Raw genomic sequence first — 18571 nt, forward strand, 5'->3', positions numbered from 1 at the left:
ATCAGTTCAGCCTTATGGTATAGCTGGCGCCATGACTCAATACCCGGACACCTCCCCCGGCTCCCTCTTCGCGACGACGACGGCCATCGCCGGGCACGACGGCGACCAGATCGAGGCGTACCTCGCCCGTCCCGCGGGCGACGGCAGCCGCGGCGGCGTCGTGGTCATCCACCACATGCCCGGCTACGACCGGGAGACCAAGGAGATGGTGCGGCACTTCGCGGAGCTCGGCTACGACGCGATCTGCCCGAACCTCTACAGCCGCGAGGCGCCCGGCGCCGACCCCGCGGACGCCAGCGCGGTGGCCCGCGCGAACGGCGGCGTGCCGGACGACCGGCTGGTCGGCGACGTCGCCGGCGCCGCCGCCTACCTGCGCGCGCTGCCCGCCGCGAACGGCAAGGTCGGCGTCATCGGCCACTGCTCCGGCGGCCGCCAGGCCGTGCTCGCCGCCTGCCGCCTCGACCTGGACGCCGCGGTCGACTGCTACGGCGCCTTCGTCGTCGGCGAGGTGCCCGCCGGGCTCGACCTGCGGGTCACCAACCTGCTCCCCGACCTGCCGAACCTGTCCGCCCCGCTGCTCGGCCTCTTCGGCACCGAGGACCAGCACCCCAGCCCCGAGCAGGTCGCCGAGCTGGGCCGCATCCTCACCGAGCAGGGCAACGACTTCGAATTCCACAGCTACGAGGACGCCGGCCACGGCTTCTTCGCCGTCAACCGGCCCGGTTACCGCGTCGCCGCGGCCAACGACGGCTGGGAGCGGATCACGGACTTCTTCGCCAAGCACCTCGCGGAGGGCTGAGGCATGTGCACCTACACGACGGTCAAGGACACCGTCGACGGCAGTGCGAAAGGCCCCGGCGGGACGTGGTTCCACGTCTCCGACGTGACCGTCTACTTCGACCACCCCGTGCACGCGATGGCGGAACACACGCTGAACATCGACTTCGCCGACCCGAGCAGGGGGCCCGCGGCCCGCGTGGCCCTGGAACTCACCGCCGAGTCCGCGCAGCGGCTCGTCGCCGCGATCCAGTCCGCTCTCGCGGCGGTGCCGGACGAGATGCGGGTCTGACCCGCCCTCGTCCGGCGGCGGACATGCGGTGCGGACGGCAACGGGGGTTGCCGTCCGCACCGTGGTGCATCCGCCTGGGTCCTACGGCTCGCGTCCTGTGTCAGCGCGAGCGCGCCTTGCCTCCCATGAGCCCGAGGCCCATCGTGGCCAGCCCAAGCGCACAAGCGACGCCACCCACAATCGCGTTGTTCACGATCGTGTGGGTCACCGCGGCGTTGGGCCCCGCGATCGCCCAGGGAGCGATGATCGTCCAGACCCCGATCGCGATCGCCACCCAGCCGAGGCCGACGGTGCGCTCCAGCACCGAGCCGAAGCCCATGGCGAGCACGGCCAGTGCGATACCGGTGATCAGGTTGCTGACGCGCAGCCCGGTGAAGTTCGTGAATCCCACCACCCAGGGCGAGATCGCCAGGTACAGGCCGGTCAGCAGGCAAAGGCCCTCGATCAGCCCTGAGATCGGCTTCGCCGACGCCTCCGCGTACCGGCCGCGGAGTGCCATCAGATCCGGATGGGTGTCGATCTGCGACCTCGCGTGAGTCGAATCGGTGGCCATTCCAGCCACCTCCTTCGCAGTATTGCGGTGTGCAGTGCGGTTCTTCTGCCAGCGGATGTCCTCCGGGCCTCCCGCCCGGTTCGCCCGCATCCTTACTCAGCGTAGATCCGCATGCAGCCCCGAGGCCACTTATACGGGCCTTAACTTTGTGACGTTTTGTCCGCACTCGTCGCAACGAGGGTCCAGCGCCCCGGGCCGGGGCCGCGGGCCGGGCGGGAAGCCCTGGTCCGGAAAGCCGGTATGTACCGGGATGCGCGGTGAGTACCCGTACTCATGCGGGCCTGCGGCAGCCCTTCGCACACTCGCCTCATGGACGCATACCGCTGCCCCGACTGCGGCTCGTACACCGGCCCCGCCCCCGCCGACGGCGGACCGGCGGCGTGCCCGCGGTGCCGGCTGCCGCTCGACGCGCAGGAGATGGTGGAACTGCGCGGCATCGACGTCGAGTTGGGTGCCGTCGAGGCACGGCGGGCGGCACTGCACCGGCGACGGGCCGCACTGGTGCGGGCGTTGCGTGCCCGGCGGGCCGCAGTGGCGGCCGGGCCGGCCCGCGGTGCGCCGCGTGCGGGAGCGCCCGCCGCGAAGGCTTCGACGGGGGAAGCGGCGCCGCAGTCGGCGCAGACCGTGCTGCTGACCCTCGGCGGGCTGCTGATCGTCGTCGCGGGGCTGGTGTTCACGCTGGTGAACTGGAGCCGCTTCGGCATCGGCGGCCGTGCCGCCGTGCTCACCGCCCTGACCGTGCTGGCGCTGGCGGCGCCGCTCGCGCTGCGCCGCCGCAGTCTCGACGCGACCGCGGAGACCATGTCCGCGATCGGCGTCGCGCTGGTGCTGCTCGACTCCCACGCGGCCAGGGCCACCGGCCTCGCGGGACTGCGGGACGTGCACGGCACCGCCTACTGGTCGGCCGTCACCGGCCTCGTGGCACTGGGCGCGGCGGCCTACGGGCGCCTCACCCGGTCGGCCTTGATGCCGTACGCGGCGCTGCTGCTGCTCCAAGGCACCGCACCGCTGGCCGCGGTGGCACTGCACGCGCACACCACAGGCCTGGCCTACGCGCTGCTCGTCAGCGCCGTGCTGAACCTCGTGGTGGCGACGCGCATGCCGGCGGCCCTCCGCGCGGCGGGCGGATGGACCGTGGTGGCGGGCGCCCTTGCGGCGGCAGCCGCGTACCGCTCGGACAGTTACGGCCCCGCGCTGCGCGGCTGCCTGCCGCTGGTCCTGGCCGCGGCCCTGGCGCTGGCCGCGGCCAGGTCGCCGCGGCTGCCCGCCGCGACCCGGGTGGGCGGTGCCGTGCTCGGCGGCCTCGCCTTGGTCGGGGCCGCCGCCGTCGCCCCCCGGCTCGCGCTGCCCGGCGCCTGGGCGCCGCTGGCCGCCGCGGTGCCCGCGGCGCTGCTGGCGGGGGTGGCGCTGCTGCGGTCGCCGACCGTGCCACCGGTCGGACCGGTGCGACGGCCGCACGAGCCGCTGTGGGCCGGTCTGGCGGTCGCGGGCGCCCTCGTACTGGCGCCGGTGGCACTGCGCCTACTGCCGCTCCTCCTGCGGGCGCTCGGGCGGGAGGCCGCCGACGGAGTGGTGCCGGTGGTGGCCGCGATCCTCGCGGCGCTGCTCGCGGGCGCCGCCGTACGGTTCGGACGGGCCGGGACGGCAATGGGGTGCGGGGCCGTGCTCACCGCGGCGGCCGCGGTCGTGACGGCGCCGGACGCCGCCGGGCTGCCCTACCCGGTCGCACTCGCCACCGCGGGGCTGCCCGCGGTGGCTGCGGCGGCCCACCTGCTGCGGCGGCCCGAAGGCGCCCTGGCGCCCCGGCTGTGCGCGCTGCTTGCGCCCGCGGCGGTCGCCCTGGTCTGGTCGCTGCCGCACGACGCCGCCGCGCTCACCGTCTGGGGCGCGGCGGCCGTACTCGCCGCCCGCCTCGCGGCCGACGGGCGGTTCGCCGTCCCCGCGACGGCGTTCGCGGTCTTCGCGGCCGGCTACGAGGCGGCCCGCGCGGCCGCCGCGGCCGGACTCCCGCCGCACCTGGCCGCGTTCGCGGCACTGGGCGTCGCGGCGGCGACGGTGCCGGTGGCCGCGGCGCTCAGCGGGCGCGTCGCGCTCACCGTCGAATTCTGCGGGTACGCCGTCGGCGCCGTCGCGGTGCTCGCGACCGCCGGGCACCCCGACGCGCTGAGCGTCGCGCTGGCCGCCGCCGGCGCCGCGGGTGCGGGGCTCGCGCTGCGGGCCGACCGGCGAACCGCCGGTGCGATCGGCGCCGCCGCGCTGCTGGCATGGTCCTCGTGGGTCCGGCTGGCCCTCGCGGGGGTGGCGGCGCCCGAGCCCTACACCGTCAGCATGTCCCTGGTCCTGCTGGTCCTCGGCCACCTGCGCCGGCGCCGCGACCCGGGGCTCGGCTCCTGGACCGCCTACGGCTCGGGCCTCGCCTCCTCGCTGCTGCCGAGCCTGGTGGCCGCGTGGGGCGACCCGCACTGGCTGCGGCCCCTGCTGCTGGGCCTCACCGCCCTCGCGCTCACCCTGCTGGGCGCCCGGCTCCGGCTGCGCGCCCCGCTGGCCCTCGGCGGCACGGTCCTGGCCGCCGACGCATTCCACGAACTCGCCCCGGCCGTGGCCCAGTCGATCGGCCAGCTCCCCCGCTGGGCCCCGGTCGCCGCCGCCGGCATCCTGCTGCTCTACCTCGGCGCCACGTACGAACGCCGCCTGCGCGCCGCCCGCCGCCTCCGCAGCAACCTGCGCACCCTCCACTGACCCCCGCCCCCGGGCCTGTCGCCGCCCACCGCGGGCCGGGCTCAGGGCGGGGGGTCGAGGGCCAGGGCGGCCAGGGCCTCCGGGGCGCCCGGCTGGTTCCTGATGCCGGGGAAGGCGTTGACGTCGACGATGAGGGGGCGGCCGGCGCCGGTGTCGATGACGTCGACGCCGTAGACGTCGAGGGCGAAGACCTCGCCGACCCGGCGGACGAGGCCGGTCCAGCCCGCGGGCAGTTCCGCGAGGGGGACGGGGCCGCCGCCGGGGGCGGAGGGAGACAGTTCCGAGCGGCGCAGGGCCGCGAAGACGTGCGGGCCGATCGCCCAGAGCTTGTGGTCCCAGCCGGGATTGGGCACGAAGTCCTGGACGACGAACGGCTCATCAGGGGCGCCGGCCGCGAAGTCCCGCAACTGCGCCTCCCCTTCGAGCCGCACCACCACGTCCCCCTTGCGGCTGTGCCGGCTCTTGACGACCAAGGGCCCGGCCGGCTCCGCCTCCCCGAGGGCGATGTGCGCGCCGGAGGCGTAGGTGCGGGTCGGTGCGAAGGGCAGCCCGGCGCGCAGCGCGTCCGCCGCCATGGCCGTACGGTCCTGGCACCGCCCGGTCGCGGCAGCCGAGTTGACCACCCGGGCGCCGCCCGCTTCGAGGGCCCTGGCCAGGGCGAGCGCGCGGGGCGTGCGGGCCTTGAGGAGGTAGACGTCCGCGGGGTCGCCGGGCACCGGGGCGGTGTCAGGGTCGAGCACCTCGACCTCGTGGCCGCCGGCGGCGGTGAGCAGGGCGGTGGCCGCGGCCAGCAGCGGGTGGCCGGGGTCGGGCGTGATGAGGCCGATCCTCACAGGGTGTCGCCGGCCGCGACCGGCACCGGCACGGTGGCGAGCGGCGGAGGCTCGCCCGGCCTGCCGCCGCGGGCGAGTTCGAGTACGGCGCTGGCGACGCGGGACGCCGCGTCGGGGACCTGCCGGAAGCTGGGGAAGTCGTTCACGTCGACCACGACCGGCCCGTCGGGGCCGAGGAGCACGTCCAGACCGTAGAGGTCGAGCCCGTAGACCGCCCCGACCTGCGCGGCTATCGCGGCGACCTCACGGGACAGCGCCACCCGGCGCTCGCGGTGCGGGCGGTCGGGGTGCAGCGGGGAGCGGCGCTCGGTCGCGTAGAAGTCGTCGCCGACGCAGTAGACCTTGATGTCGACGCCCCGGTTGCGCACGTACGGCTGCGCGATGAGCAGGCCCTCGCCGCGCAGCACCGGCTCCAGCGCGGCCAGCCGGTCAGGCGACGCGAGCAGGTGCACCGCCCGTCCGGAGCTCCCGTCGGCGGGCTTGACGACCAGCGGGTAGTCCGACTCGGGTATCTCGGCGAGGAGTTCGGGCCGGGCGGCCGCGTAGGTCGTCGGCATGGGCAGCCCGCGGCTGCGCCCGATCGCCGCGGCCAGCGCCTTGTCGCGGACGCCGCGGATCGAGCGGGCGTCGTTGACGGTCGTCATCCCGGCGGAGGCGGCCGCCTCCAGCAGGGTGAGCCCGGGGCCGCCGGACACCGTCTTGAGCACCCAGGCGTCATGGGAGCCCGCGCTGACGACCTCGGTCATGCGCAGCAGTGATCCCCCCGGCCGCAGCACATCCACATGGTGTCCCCAGGCGTCGAGTCGCCGGATCACCTCGATCGGCATCCCGTCGTGGCGGTAGTTCTCCTCCACGAGAAAGCACAGCTTCATGCGACCTTCCCCCAACCCCCCCTGACCGCTCGCCGGATGCGGCCGGCGAGGCGTGAAGGTCACAGGATGCCACGCGTGTCCCGGAGATCGGACGCTGGTCCCGACCGCCGCAGGGCCGGGGTGATCCGGCCGCGGGAAGCGGCGCTCCGGGCCTCACGGAAGCCTCAACCCGCGTGCCCCAGCGGGTCGATCTGCTCGGGCGTGGCGTCGTCCGCGGTGGTCGACCGGCTGAGCTCCTGCCACCGCTCGTCCTCGGCGAGCAGCGCGCGGCCGGCGGCGGTGGCGTAGGCATAGGCGTCGGGTCCGACGAGCAGCCGCAGCGGCGGCTCGTCGAGCGCGGCGACCTCGAGCACCAGCCGGGCGACCTTCACCGGGTCGCTGGCGGCGGTCGACTCGGGATTGTGCATCGCCGCCATCGCGCCGACGGTCTCCTCGTACTCCGGGCGGATCTTGTCGATCCGCATCGAGGCCCCGGCCCACTCGGTGCGCATGCCGCCCGGCTCCAGCACGGTCACCTTGATGCCGAGCGGCGCGACCTCGCGGGCCAGCACCGAGGAGAAGCCGCCGACGGCCCACTTCGCGGACTGGTAGGCCGACAGGCCGGGCGTGGCCATCCGCCCGCCGACCGAGGACACCTGCACCACGTGTCCCGAGCGCTGCTCGCGCATCACCGGCAGGGCGGCCCGGGTGAGCCGGACCACACCGAAGAGGTTGGCGTCGACCTGGGCGCGGAAGTCGTCGAAGTCGACGTCCTCGACCGAGCTGACGTTGGCGTATCCGGCGTTGTTGACCAGCACGTCGAGCCGCCCGAAGACCTCGACGGCGGTGCGGACCGCCGCCCGGGCGGCGTCGTCGTCGGTCACGTCGAGCGGGACGACGGCGAGCCGGTCGCCGTACCGGGCGGCCAGGTCGTCCAGCGCGCCGGTGCTGCGCGCGCCGGCGACCACATGGTGGCCGGCGTCGAGCGCGGCCCGGACGATCTCCCGGCCGAGGCCGCGGGAGGCGCCGCTGACCAGGAAGACGGACGGGGTGGTGGAGGCCATGGGGGCTCCTCGGTGTCGCAGCTACTTACTAACCGGTTGATTAGTAACGCTCTCCATGGAACTCCTCGACGGGACCGATGTCAACTGTCTGGTTAGTTGATACGCTGAGTGTCATGAACAGGGACGTCATCGGCCGGGACGCGGAAGCCACCCGGCGCCGCCTGCTGGAGGCGGCGACCCTCGAATTCGCGGCCTACGGCATCGCCGGCAGCCGGGTCGACCGCATCGCCGCCGAGGCCCGCAGCAACAAGGCGCAGATCTACCACTACTTCGGCAGCAAGGACGGCCTCTTCGACGCCGCCTTCGACGCGATGTGCCGGGAGACGCTCGACGCCGTCCCCATCGACCCGTACGACCTGCCCGAGTACGCCGGCCGGCTGCACGACTCCTACGCCCGACGCCCCTGGGTGCAGCGCCTCGCGACCTGGTACCGCCTGGAACGGGCCGGCAGCGGCGAGCTGCTCCAGGTCGTGCTCGACAGCAACGCGGCCAAGGTGCGGGCGATCGAGGCCGCCCAGGAGGCCGGCCGGGTGCCCACCCGCTTCGCCGCCGCGGAACTCCTCGGCCTGGTGCTCCACATCTCGGGCTTCTGGACCGCCAACGTGCCGGAATACGACGCGGTCGCCACCGGCGGGACCGCCGCGCACCGCCGCGAGGTCGTCGTCGCGGCGGTCGCGGCACTCCTGGCATGACCCCGGGGCGTGCCCGCACCGGCCCGCCGCGGTGCGGCCGCCGCCCGCACCGGACCGCCCCCGGGCGGCCCGGGCGCGGCGGCGGACCGCGGCGCCTGCTCAGCCCGGCTTGGGCCTCCCCGCCTTCCGCTCCCAGTAGGCGAGCGCGATACGGGTGACCTCGATGTCGTCGTCGGCGGCGCCCGCGGCCCGCTCGCGGTCGGGGAGCAGGCGGCGGAAGTCGGCGAGCGCGCCGGCCAGGTCACCGGCCTCCGCCCGGTACCAGGCGAGGTTGTGCCGGGTGAAGAAGGTGTCCGCGTGCTCCGGGCCCACCACCCGGGTCTGCTCGGTGAGGACCGAGGCGAGGGCGACGACCGCGCCGACCGGGTCGCCCGCCTCGCCCTGCCGCCAGGCCAGCATGCCGCGGGCGACGAGGGTCTTGGGGTGGTCGGCGCCGAGGACCCGGGCGCACCTGGCGGCCAGCTCGGCGAGCGTCACGACGGCGGCCACCTTCCGCCCGGCCTCGGCCTGGCAGCGGGCCAGCGCGTCGAGGAGGGCGAGGGAGCGGCGGTGGTCGGGGCCGAAGACCCGCCGCGTGTCGGCGAGCAGGATGTCGTAGTCCTGGATCACCTGGTCGGCCTTGGCGGTGTCCGTCGGATCCGGCCGGATGGCCAGCAGCCGGCAACGGGTGTCGAGCGTGTCGGGATGGTCGGGCCCCAGCAGCCTCTCCTGGTCGGCGAGGAGGCTGGTGAGCCCCGCCACGGCCACGTCCGACAAGCCCCTGTCGTCCTGGACGAGCGCCGTCTGCTGCCTGAGGCCGAGTGTCACCGGGTGGTCGGGGCCGAGCGCCCGGCGCGCGGCCGCGACGGCGGTCGTCACGGTGTCCAGCGCCGCCTCACTGTCGCGGGCGAACATCTGGGTGGTGGCGAGCAACCGGGTGGCTCGGAGCGTGTCGGGATGCTCGGGTCCCAGCACCCGGGCCATCTCGGCGACCAGCGCCGTGGTGAGGCTGACCCAGTCGACCGACTCGTCGTGCCCCGAGCCGAAGAGCCGATCGAGCGCCGCCTCCACGTCGGGTCCGTCGACGGTGCCGGCCTCCTGGACGACCAGTGCCTCGACCACGGCGAAGAGGGTGGCCACCGTGTCGGGGGCGTCGGGGCCCAGGACCCGGGTCCGCTCGCGGAGCACGGCGGCGAGGTCGGCCCGCGGTCCCGGTGCGCTCCAGTCCCTGGCCGACAGCCGCAGCCAGGCGAGACGGTGCCGGGTGCTGAGCGACGACCGGTCGGAGGGCCCGAACAACCGGGTCTGGGCTTCGTACAGTTCGGCCAGCTCCGCGGCCGCGCCCTCGTCGTCGCCCGCGGCGCCGTGCCAGCCGGCCGCGCAGCTGCGGACTTGCAGCACGTCGTAGTTCTCGGGATCGCCGAAATCGGCGGCCGCGTCCTCCGCCAGCTCGCGGAGGAAGAGCTCGGCCTCCTCGTAGCGGCCCCACTCGCCCGCGCTGCGCCCTGCCCTGAAGCCCACCTCGTGGATGCCGTCGTGGCCGAGCATGGCCAGGCCGGCGCCCCGGGACAGTGCCCTGGCGCTCTCCAGCAGCAGCCCGGCGAGTACCGCGTCCGCCTCGACCTCGGGCCACGCGGCCTGAAGCGCCTCCGCGGCGCCGAGGGCGAGCCTGCCTTCTGGATCCGGCAGGGATTCCACGCCGAGCCGCGCCCTGAAGACCTCGTCCCGCCGCGGCCTGACCGTCGCACGGACCGGCGGCTCCACCCGCACCACCGCATGGCCGGCCTGCTGGTGGATGTCGAGCAGGCTCAGGTCGTGCAGCACGCGTACCGCGCGCCCGACCTCGGCGGCCGTGAGGAGCCACCCGGTGCGGGGGGCCGCCGGATGGCCCTCCCTGAGCTCTTGGAGCAGTTCCAGCGCGGGTGCGCTGGACAGCACCTGCTGCGGTACACCCTGGGCGGCCAGCGTGCAGGCGAGCAGCAGCACCGGGTAGGCGACGCCCACCGGGTCGATCCCGTTGGCCGCCTCGATCGACAGCCACCACGGGGCGTCGCGGTGGGAGACGTCGGTGGTGCGGTCGTCGAGCCGGCCGACATAGGTGAGGACGTCGATGCCTTCGGCGTCGATGTGCCGGACCGCCTGGGCCAGTGACTCCGGCAGCGGACCCACCCGGTCGACAAGCGCCGCAGGACCGCGGTCGGCGACGCCGGCCGCCTCCCCGAGGTCCAGCGCGCGTTGCAGGTAGGCGACGGCCTCCTTGCGGGTGTACGACCGCACCGGGACGATCACCGGGTTCACGGCCTGCGGGAAGTCCCGCCGCCGGCTGGTGACCAGCACCTGGCCCGCCGGGCTGGCCGGGGGCCACAGCTCGTCGCCCAGCTCGGCGGGGTCGGTGACCCCGTCCAGCACGATCAGCCAGGGGCGCGGTGTCGTACCGCCCGCCGGGCGCAGCCAGTTGAGGAACGCCTGGGCGCCCTCGGCCGGATCGAAGAAGGCGCGGCCGAGCAGGTCCTGTGCGGCCTGCGTGTATCCGGCCAGGACGGACTCGCGGGTGGCGTCGGCGATCCACAGCAGCAGTTGCAGGTCCCCGCGTTCCCAGGCCTCCTCCGCGTGCTGCGCGGCGAGCTGGCTCTTTCCCGTGCCCGCGGTGCCGGCCAGGATCATCGGCGGGCCGCCGTGGGCGGACGGCGGCAGCTCCGGCAGGTCGCGCCGCTGGAAGTGCGGCGCCAGGACGGGAACGCGGCCGATGCGGTGCGGCAGCGGCACGGGGGTCAGGGGTACGACACCCTGGTAGTGGTTGAAGGTGTGGGCCTGGCCGATGGACACGCCGCCGTTCCGGCTCTCGATCCGGATGTCACCGCCCTGGCGCGCCGCCTGCGCCACGGGCGTCGCAGGCCCGGGGTACGGCACGGGGGCCGGGGGTGGCGCCCAGGCCGCCGGAGCCGTGTGGGCCGCGGGGGCCGCCTGTACGGGCCCGGCGGGCACCGGGGCCACGGGTGTCCCGGGCTCCGGGAAAGGCACGGGTGCCGGGGGTTCCGGGGTCTCGGGCGTGCGGCCCGCCGCCGCCATGGCCGACGCCTGGCTCGCCGTCAAGCCTGCCGCCGCCGGCCGCGGCATCGCCTGCGACTCCCCTCGAACCGCTGGGCTGTGGGACGCCGGATCGCTCAGCCCTGGAAAGCGTCCGGCGCCGAAGGGCGGTCTGGACTCCCCTCGCTCCGGCCGATGTTCACATCGCCCCGCACGATGCCCGCTGCCACCGAACGCTCACCCTCGGCCCGGATGTGGAGGTCGCCGCCGACGGCGAGGGCGCCACCGTCCGCGCTCACCTGCCGCTGGGCGGTGGCATGTTCGGCCAGCACCTCGCGCAGGGAGGCCACGGCAAGGGCGCGCGGCACACCGTCCAGATCCTCCAGCAGGTCCTCGATGCGGGTCTGCCAGGCCGTGCGGCAGGTCGCCCTCACCTCCTCCAGCCGCGCGGGCTCCGCGGTGGCGAGTCTGACGGCCGTCCGGTCCAGATGCGCCAGCATCGCGCTCTCGCGGCGGGCGTTGCCGTGGCCGAGCCAGGCGGCCAGCCGGCCGCGCAGGCCCGTCCAGGCATCGGTGCCGGCTGCCGCGACGACGGCCCCACCCGCCGAGGCCGCGGTTGCGACGACTGCTTCATCCAGCATGTACACCCCTGTACGCGAAGGCCGTTGAGGAGACGTTAGCCCGTACCGGCGGGCGCTGTCCGGCCCATCGCGCACCCGCGGCCCCATGGGGCGGGGGCTGTCGGCGGGGTGCCGCCGCGCCTGGGCCGCCGGCCCGCTCCCACTCGCTGCAACTGTCGGCCCGCGCGTGGACGAAGCCCTTGAGTTGATCGCTGCGGTACGTCCACGGACCGGCCCAGGACCTGGCGCTGCCCTGCCGGAGAGGGGTCCGGCAGGGCAGTGCCCAGGGGTCGTGCCCCGGGGGGCGGTTCCCGGTCGGGAGCGCGGTCAGGAGGTCTGGAGGGCCGTCCACTTCTGGGCGTTGGTGCCGTTGCAGTCGTAGAGCTGGAGCTGGGTGCCGTCGGCGGTCGAGGACGCGGGGTCGTCCAGGCAGCGGCCGGCGGACGGGTTGCGGTAGCCGCCGTTGTACGGCTGCCACTGCTGGGCGGTGGTCCCGTTGCAGTCCCAGACCTGGATCCTGGTGCCGTTGGCGGTGCCTGCCGCCGCGGCGTCCAGGCACTTGCCCAGCACGCGCAGCGTCCCGTCGCCGGGCGCGCTCCACACCTGGGCGTTGCTGCCGTTGCAGGTCCACAGCTGGACCTTGTTGCCGTTGGTGGTCGAACTGCTGTTGTCGTCCAGGCACTTGCCGGCGATTCCGGAGTGGACGACGCCGCTGGTGAGCGGCACGGGCGGGTGGATCCAGCCCGCCGCGTCCGCCGCATGGACCGCGGAGTCGAAGGCGGTGGCCATCTTGACGTAGCCGCCGTCGTTGGGGTGCAGCGCGTCGGAGAGGTCGGAGGCGGTCAGCGCGCCCATGTCGACGTATCCGACGTGCTTGCCCGCCGCCTGCTCGGCCTGGACGATGCCGGGGACCGCCCGGTTGAAGGCGGGGCGGTTGGGCTCCTCCGTGGAGTTGGTGGAGATGATCAGCGAGGCGACCAGCACCGTCGCGTCCGGGGCGTCGGCGGTGAGCTGGTCGACCAGCGCCTTCAGCCGGTCCGTCGCGGTCGGCACCTGGTAGTTCTGGTTGAGGTCGTTGGTGCCGATCTCCAGGGTGATCACGTTGGGCCGGTAGCGGGCGATGGTGGCGTCGGTGATGCCGGCGATCTGGTCGATGCGCCAGCCGGAGTGGCCTTCGTTGTCGGGGTCGGACATGACGCCGTCGCGCCCGCTGCCGACGAAGTCCAGCGCGTGGCCCTGGCCCGCGAGGTCGTTCCACAGCGCCGAGCGGTAGCTGTCGCCCGTGCTGCTGCCGACGCCCCAGGTGATCGAGTCGCCGAGCGGCATCAGCCGCAGTGCGGCGGGCGCCGCGGCGGACGCGGGCGCGGCCGCGGACGCCGGCCCCGCCATGGTCAGTGCGGCTGCCGCGGTGAGTGCCACGGCGGCCGCCGCTCCGGTGATGCGTCTCATCGTCCGGTCCCCCGGGTCTCGTCGGTGCCGCCGGTGCAGGGCCGGCGGTAAGGCCGCGAGCAGCGCGGCCGGCAGGGAGCGCACCGGCGGGGGTGCGGGTCTGCGGTGTCGGGGCATGGTGGAGGGATCCCTTTCGCAGGAGGTCGGAGGGAGGAGCGGGTCAGCCGGCCGCGTTGAGCAGGTCGAGGGCGCTCTGCTGGCAGCCGTAGTCGCTGCTGCCGTTGCCGCCGGCCCAGTGCGGGCCGTACTGGTCGAGGGCGTTGCGGTCGTGCGCGTAGGCGGAGGCGGCCCAGGTGGACAGCACCCCGCTGTAGGGGTGGTCGGAGAGCAGGCTGTTGAGCTTGCCGAGGCCGCGCGCGTAGGCGCCCTTGAAGCTGGGGCCGTCGCCGGTGCAGGAGTCGCCCTCACCTGGTTCGCGCAGCACCCCGCCGGATGCCAGCCGTACGGTGGAGGCGCCGGCCAGGCTGCGGGCGGTGGTCAGCAGCCCGGAGTCGCCGGTGGCCCGGTAGAGCTCGGCGAGGCCGCCCAGGACGACGCCCTGGTTGTACGTCCAGGTGGTCTGGCCGTTGTTGGCGCAGGACGACGTCAGGCCGTCGTTGACCATGTGGTCGCCGTTGATCATCCCGCTGCCCTTGAACCAGTTCCACTCGGCCTGCGCCTTGCCGAGGTAGCCGGTGTCGCCGGGGATGCGGTTGTGCAGGGCCGCGGCGAGCTGGAGGAACAGCTCGTTGGTGATGGCGTTCTTGTACGTGCTCGCCTGGCTCCACCACACCCCGCCGCCGCAGGTGCCGTTCCAGTAGGCGTACATGTGGTCGGCGTCGGCGCGGGCGGTCGCCAGGTAGCGGCTGTCGCCTGTCAGGTCGTAGGCGTCGATCCAGGCCAGGCCCCACCACCCGGTGTCGTCCAGGTAGTCGTTGGTGAAGTTGCCCTGCTGGGCGCCGAGGTTCTTGTCGTAGGTCTCGGCGATGGCGTAGCGGTAGCTGCCCATGCCGGTCACGCGGATGTTGTCGATGACCGCGGTGAGCGCGTTGGCGCCGGTCCACCAGCCGTTGCCGCCGAACAGCTTGGTGGTGCGGTCGAAGGACATCATCAGGGCGGTGGCCGCGGCGGTGCGGCGGTTCCCGGCGTTCCAGGTGGTGCGCGCCCACGCGGTGCAGGCGATGTCGGGCCGGTCGCCGGCCTTGCCGCAGGCCCGCAGGGCGCCGACGCCCTCGGTGTTCCAGTCGTCCACGTTGTACATCTGGGTGCGCCAGCCCCGCTGGCCCGTGGGCGTCTTGGTGTCGCCGAGCAGGCTGCCGGACGACCAGGTCCTGCCGCCGTCGAAGGAGCGGTCGAGCCAGACCTCGTCGCCGGGGTTGCCGTTGTCGATGGACGCCCAGCCCATCGCGTCGGCGTCGTCGAAGTGCAGGGCGATGGTGCGGGAGAAGACGCCCGCGGTGACGGGGGTGCGGTCCTGGGTGCTCAGGCCCGGGTCGCGGGCGTCGCAGTAGGCGTTGCAGACGGTGGCGGCCGCGGTGCTCGGGGCCGCCTGCACGGCCTGGAGGGTGAGGGTCGCGAGCACCGCGGCCAGGGTCGCGGCGATCGACGTGCGCAGGTGTCTCATGGGGGGATTCCTGTCTGCCGTGGGGGCGATCGACAACGTTGTCGACCCGGAAAGGACCCTGAAAGCAACAGATCTCGCCAGGAAGACAACCCCCGCCGCCCAGCGCTGTCAATGCATCCGGCAACAGGTCGGATGACCTCCGCCGTCGGCCGCCGGCCGCCCCTCGGCGAGCACACATCCGCTGACGTGGCCATTCGCTTCCCCGCCCGCGGACGAAGGGCCGCCGCCTCGCGATGAGGCGGCGGCCGGTCCGCCGGAGGCGGTCACCCGGGGAGGCAGACGCCGGTCTGGGAGATTCTGTGCGAAGCCCCGGGCGCCTTCGGCGCCGTCAGCGCAGCGACCAGACCTGGTGGGGCTGGGTACCCGAGCCGTAGCAGTCCCAGATCTGGGTCCTGGTGCCGTTCGCGTCCACGTCAGGCGCCCGCTGCCCTGGCCGGCGACGGTCGTGAGGAGCGCGACAGTGCCGAGCGGAGCGGTCGGTGGCGGATGACTCCCGATCCGACGCACGGAAATTATCGCTGTGTTTCTGCCCGGCACCGTTCGGAGCGGTCTGCGCCCACCGTCAGTCGATCGGACGACGTCGGACAGGTACGGACTTCGATCACCCACGCAGGGACGTCCTTGGGCGGAGCCGCAGGCCGCCGGGAAGGGCCGCAGGCCGAGGGGCTGCCCGGACTCCGGGACCGTCCCGGCCGCGCGCAGGCGGGAGCGAGCGGCGGCGTACGAACGGGCCGGACGGCGGCTGTTGACCGTACCCGCGGACGCGCCGCAGGTCAGCAGGCGACCGGCGCTGTGCTCTCGCGTTCGACCAGCTCGGTGGCCAGCTCCAGGCGCCGCATCCCGCCGGGCAGCACCGTGTCCACGCCCTGCAGCACGATCCGCGCGGCCATCGCGGCCATCTCGCTGAGCGGCTGGCGGACCGTGGTCAGCGGCGGCGAGGCCCACGAGGAGGTCGGCAGGTCGTCGAAGCCGACCACGCTGACGTCCCTGCCGACCTGCAGCCCGGCGTGCCGCAGCGCCTCGTAAGCGCCCAGGGCCTGGAGGTCGCTGCAGGCGAAGACGGCGGTGGGCGGGTCGGGCAGCGCGAGCAGGTCGCGCATGCCGGTCAGACCGGTGCCGTGGTGGAAGTCGCCGGGCTGCACCAGCCGCGGGTCGACGGGGATCCCGGCACCCTCCAGTGCGGCGCGGTAGCCGTCGAGACGGGCGCGGGCGCTGAGGACATCCTGGGGGCCGGCGAGCAGGCCGATCCTGCGGTGCCCCAGCTGCAGCAGGTGCTGTGTGGCGGTCAGGCCGCCATGCCAGTTGGTGGCGCCGACCGACGGGATCGACGGGTCGGGGTTGCCGACCGGGTCCACCACCACGAGCGGCGCGTTGAGGTCCTGGATCTGCTGCCGCTGGGCCCTGGCCAGCGCGGTCACCGCCAGGATGACCCCGTCGCTGCCGCGCCGGGTGAGGTTGTCGATCCAGCGCAGGGTGTCGGCGGTCCTGCCGTGGACTGCGGTGACCACCAGGCCGGTCCTGTGCTGCGCGGCGACCTCCTCGACCCCGCGCACGACCTCGACCGACCAGGGGCTGTCGAGTTCGTTGATGACCAGGTCGATCAGGCCGACGGTGTGCGTAGGACGGCTGCGGCGGCGCAGGTAGTTGCTGCTCTCCAGCAGCGCCTCGACCTTCTCGCGCGTGCTGTCCGAGACCTGGCTGTGGCCGTTGAGCACCTTGGAGACCGTGGCCACCGACACCCCGGCCTCCTGGGCGATGTCCGCGATGGTCACCCGCGCCGCGGACAGCGGTGCGCCCCGTTCCGGCAGGGGGGAACGCGCGACCTGCGGCACCTGCTCGTGCACCTTGGTGCGGCCGGTGTCTGCCACGGTCACCTCACTGCTCTCGTCGGACGCGGTCCTCGTAGAGGTAGCCGCGCAAACCTATCCGTTCCGTACCCGTCGCGGCTCACGGCCCCCGGCTCACGGCCCCCGCTTCCGTTCGGGGCCGGGGTCGATCGCCCGTGACCCCGCCGTCGCCCCAGCCGGCCATCGACGTCGCGTGACCGGGAATCCACGTGGTTCACAGGGAAACCATCGTGACTTTCGTTGAATCCGGTCTCCAGAGGGACGTGTTCGGCGGTGAAGCGTCCCGCGGGTCCCGCAGTCGCGGCCGCGGTGGCCGGGGCCATCGTGCTCGCGCTGACCGCGCCCCCTGTGGCGGCAGCGGCGGCCCCGGCACAGCCGGCTCCGCCGACCTGGTCGACCGCAGCAATCGGCACCGACCGCGGCGCCGCCGGCCAGGACTCCGGCGGCGCCGACACGCTGTCGTCCGGGCACCCCGCACGCGCGACGGGCGGCCCGGAACGGTCCGGGCCGTCGTGGCCTGGGCGGCGCAGAGGCCGGAACTCCCGCTGGGAGTGTGGTGCGCGGGCCGCCGGCGCGGCCGGGCGGCACCCGGCACGCTGTTCCTTGTGCCGCTGCCGATGTCGGGGCGCCGACGTCGCCCTACTCCTCGGCGCCCTGCCCGAACCCGACTTCGGCCTCGCGCACACCATCGGCCCGTGGCGCGGCGGGTCCCGGTCCAGCCGTACGAGGTGACGACCATCGACCACGCGGACGCGGCGGGCGCGCCGGGCGTCCACCGGAGTGTGGCCGCAACGTTATGGGACGGATGGTTGACGAAACGTCACCGTAACCCTACGTTCCTTCAAACGTAAATTATCGCAACTTTCACCAGACCAGAGCCGTTCTCGCGGCTCCCGGAGGATCGTGTGCCAACGATGAAACGTTTCGCGACCCTGCGGACGGCCGCGGCGGTGGCCGCGGTCACCGCGCTCGCGCTGACCGCGTCCGCGTGCGGCGGCAGCGGCTCGGGGGCCGCCGGGTCCGGCAAGGTGACGGTGTGGTCGCTGCAGAACGACACGCTGAACCCGGTGCAGAAAAGGTCGATCGACTCCTACAACGGCTCCAGGGACACGAAGGTCACCCTCAAGACCTTCGTCAACGACCCGTACAAGGAGAAGCTGCAGACCGCGCTCGGCTCCGCGGAGGCTCCCGACATCTTCCTCAACTGGGGAGGCGGCAACCTCGCCACGTACGTCAAGGCCGGCACCGTCGACAACCTCACGAACCGGCTGGACAAGGACTTCCAGAAGGAGTTCCTGCCCAGCGTTCTCGCTGGTGGGATGGTCGACGGCAAGCTCTACGGGGTGCCGATGGAGGGCGTGCAGCCGGTCGCCCTCTTCTACAACAAGACCGTCTTCGCCAAGGCCGGCATCAAGGAACCGCCCGCCACCTGGGCGCAGCTGCTCACCGACATCGACAAGATGAAGGCGAAGAAGGTCACCCCGATCGCGCTCGCCGGGTCGCAGGCGTGGACCGAGCTGATGTGGATGGAGTACCTCCTCGACCGGGTCGGCGGCCCCGAGGTCTTCGCCGCCATCGAGGCCGGCAGATCCGGCGCGTGGGAAGACCCCGCCGTGACCACCGCGCTCACGATGATCCGCCAGCTGGTCGACCGCGGCGCCTTCGGAAAGAAGTACAGCACTCTCGGCCAGGACTCCGGCGGCGCCAACGCGCTGCTGTCCAGCGGCAAGGCGGGCATGGAGCTGATGGGCTCCTGGGCCTACGCGGACCTGCTGACCTCCGCGCCGGCCTTCGTCAAGGCAGGCAAGCTCGGCTGGTCCCCCTTCCCGACCGTGCCGAACGGCAAGGGCGACCCCAAGAACGTGGTCGGCAACCCGTCCAACTACTTCTCCGTCACCGAGAAGTCGGGCAACAAGGACGGAGCGGTCGACTTCATCGAGCACACCGTCGACCAGCCGTCCTACATCGCCGACCTGCTGTCCATCGGCCACGTGCCGGCCATCGCCGGCATCAAGGGCCAGCTGATGGGCGGCGTCAACCCCGAATTCACCGGCTTCATCTACGGACTCGTCGCCGACGCGCCGACCTTCACCCAGTCCTGGGACCAGGCCCTGGCACCGGCCACCGCGAACAAGATGCTGGCCGACCTCCAGAAGGTGTTCAACAAGCAGCTGACACCGAAGCAGTTCGTCCAGGACATGTCCGCCTAGGAAGCCGTCCCGCGGCCTCGCCGCGGCCTCGCCGC

At 73.9% G+C, this 18571-nt stretch carries 14 protein-coding genes; 5 read left to right on the forward strand and 9 right to left on the reverse strand.

The window, feature by feature from the left end; genetic code table 11:
- Window positions 1-31 precede the first annotated feature (31 nt).
- Together ACGFMP_RS26565 and ACGFMP_RS26570 are read left to right on the forward strand one after the other, a co-directional pair.
- Window positions 32-799: a dienelactone hydrolase family protein gene (locus ACGFMP_RS26565; protein ID WP_393675506.1), complete on the forward strand. Its 768-nt coding sequence runs from the start codon at window positions 32-34 to the stop codon at window positions 797-799.
- A gap of 3 nt (window positions 800-802) precedes the next feature.
- A complete protein-coding gene (locus tag ACGFMP_RS26570) occupies window positions 803-1069 on the forward strand; it encodes a DUF6295 family protein (RefSeq protein ID WP_393675507.1) in 267 nt (88 codons plus the stop codon).
- Between the two features lie 100 nt (window positions 1070-1169).
- On the opposite strand, the gene ACGFMP_RS26575 is transcribed toward ACGFMP_RS26570, so the two are convergent.
- Complete coding sequence (locus tag ACGFMP_RS26575) at window positions 1170-1622, reverse strand: SPW repeat protein (RefSeq protein WP_393675508.1); 453 nt, start codon at window positions 1620-1622, stop codon at window positions 1170-1172.
- Window positions 1623-1931: 309 nt separating this feature from the next.
- Between ACGFMP_RS26575 and ACGFMP_RS26580 the strand changes: the two genes are divergently transcribed.
- Window positions 1932-4361, forward strand: a complete 2430-nt coding sequence (locus tag ACGFMP_RS26580) for an SCO7613 C-terminal domain-containing membrane protein (protein ID WP_393675509.1) — start codon at window positions 1932-1934, stop codon at window positions 4359-4361.
- Between the two features lie 41 nt (window positions 4362-4402).
- Here the strand turns inward: ACGFMP_RS26580 and ACGFMP_RS26585 are convergent, their stop codons facing one another.
- The 3 genes from ACGFMP_RS26585 to ACGFMP_RS26595 all read right to left on the reverse strand — a co-directional run bounded on the left by ACGFMP_RS26585 (window position 4403) and on the right by ACGFMP_RS26595 (window position 7109).
- Window positions 4403-5194 (reverse strand): RimK family alpha-L-glutamate ligase, encoded by a 792-nt coding sequence (locus ACGFMP_RS26585; RefSeq protein WP_393675510.1) that lies wholly within the window; start codon window positions 5192-5194, stop codon window positions 4403-4405.
- A complete protein-coding gene (locus ACGFMP_RS26590; protein ID WP_393675511.1) occupies window positions 5191-6066 on the reverse strand; it encodes a RimK family alpha-L-glutamate ligase in 876 nt (291 codons plus the stop codon). The genes ACGFMP_RS26585 and ACGFMP_RS26590 overlap by 4 nt, the downstream gene beginning before the upstream one ends.
- 164 nt (window positions 6067-6230) lie before the next feature.
- Window positions 6231-7109 (reverse strand): SDR family NAD(P)-dependent oxidoreductase, encoded by an 879-nt coding sequence (locus tag ACGFMP_RS26595; protein ID WP_393675512.1) that lies wholly within the window; start codon window positions 7107-7109, stop codon window positions 6231-6233.
- Window positions 7110-7222: 113 nt separating this feature from the next.
- On the opposite strand from ACGFMP_RS26595, the gene ACGFMP_RS26600 reads away from it, so the two are divergent.
- Window positions 7223-7801 (forward strand): TetR family transcriptional regulator, encoded by a 579-nt coding sequence (locus ACGFMP_RS26600; RefSeq protein ID WP_393675513.1) that lies wholly within the window; start codon window positions 7223-7225, stop codon window positions 7799-7801.
- Window positions 7802-7900: 99 nt separating this feature from the next.
- On the opposite strand, the gene ACGFMP_RS26605 is transcribed toward ACGFMP_RS26600, so the two are convergent.
- The 5 genes from ACGFMP_RS26605 to ACGFMP_RS26625 form a co-directional block, all read right to left on the reverse strand.
- A complete protein-coding gene (locus ACGFMP_RS26605) occupies window positions 7901-10606 on the reverse strand; it encodes a tetratricopeptide repeat protein (protein ID WP_393675514.1) in 2706 nt (901 codons plus the stop codon).
- 338 nt (window positions 10607-10944) lie between these two features.
- A complete protein-coding gene (locus tag ACGFMP_RS26610) occupies window positions 10945-11448 on the reverse strand; it encodes a hypothetical protein (RefSeq protein ID WP_393675515.1) in 504 nt (167 codons plus the stop codon).
- Between the two features lie 306 nt (window positions 11449-11754).
- The gene (locus ACGFMP_RS26615) at window positions 11755-12876 is read right to left on the reverse strand and encodes a ricin-type beta-trefoil lectin domain protein (protein WP_393675516.1); all 1122 of its coding nucleotides are present in this window, start codon (window positions 12874-12876) and stop codon (window positions 11755-11757) included.
- 160 nt (window positions 12877-13036) lie between these two features.
- A complete protein-coding gene (locus tag ACGFMP_RS26620) occupies window positions 13037-14479 on the reverse strand; it encodes a glycoside hydrolase family 76 protein (RefSeq protein WP_393675517.1) in 1443 nt (480 codons plus the stop codon).
- A gap of 773 nt (window positions 14480-15252) precedes the next feature.
- Window positions 15253-16347 carry a LacI family DNA-binding transcriptional regulator gene (locus tag ACGFMP_RS26625; RefSeq protein ID WP_393675518.1) on the reverse strand — a complete coding sequence of 365 codons (1095 nt, stop codon included), beginning with the start codon at window positions 16345-16347 and terminating at the stop codon, window positions 15253-15255.
- Between the two features lie 893 nt (window positions 16348-17240).
- Here ACGFMP_RS26625 and ACGFMP_RS26630 point away from each other — a divergent pair.
- On the forward strand, window positions 17241-18536 hold the full coding sequence (locus ACGFMP_RS26630; RefSeq protein WP_393675519.1) for an extracellular solute-binding protein: 1296 nt from the start codon (window positions 17241-17243) through the stop codon (window positions 18534-18536).
- Window positions 18537-18571: the final 35 nt, after the last annotated feature.

The sequence above is a fragment of the Streptomyces sp. NPDC049040 genome, assembly GCF_043197715.1.
In the GTDB taxonomy this organism is placed as follows: domain Bacteria; phylum Actinomycetota; class Actinomycetes; order Streptomycetales; family Streptomycetaceae; genus Actinacidiphila.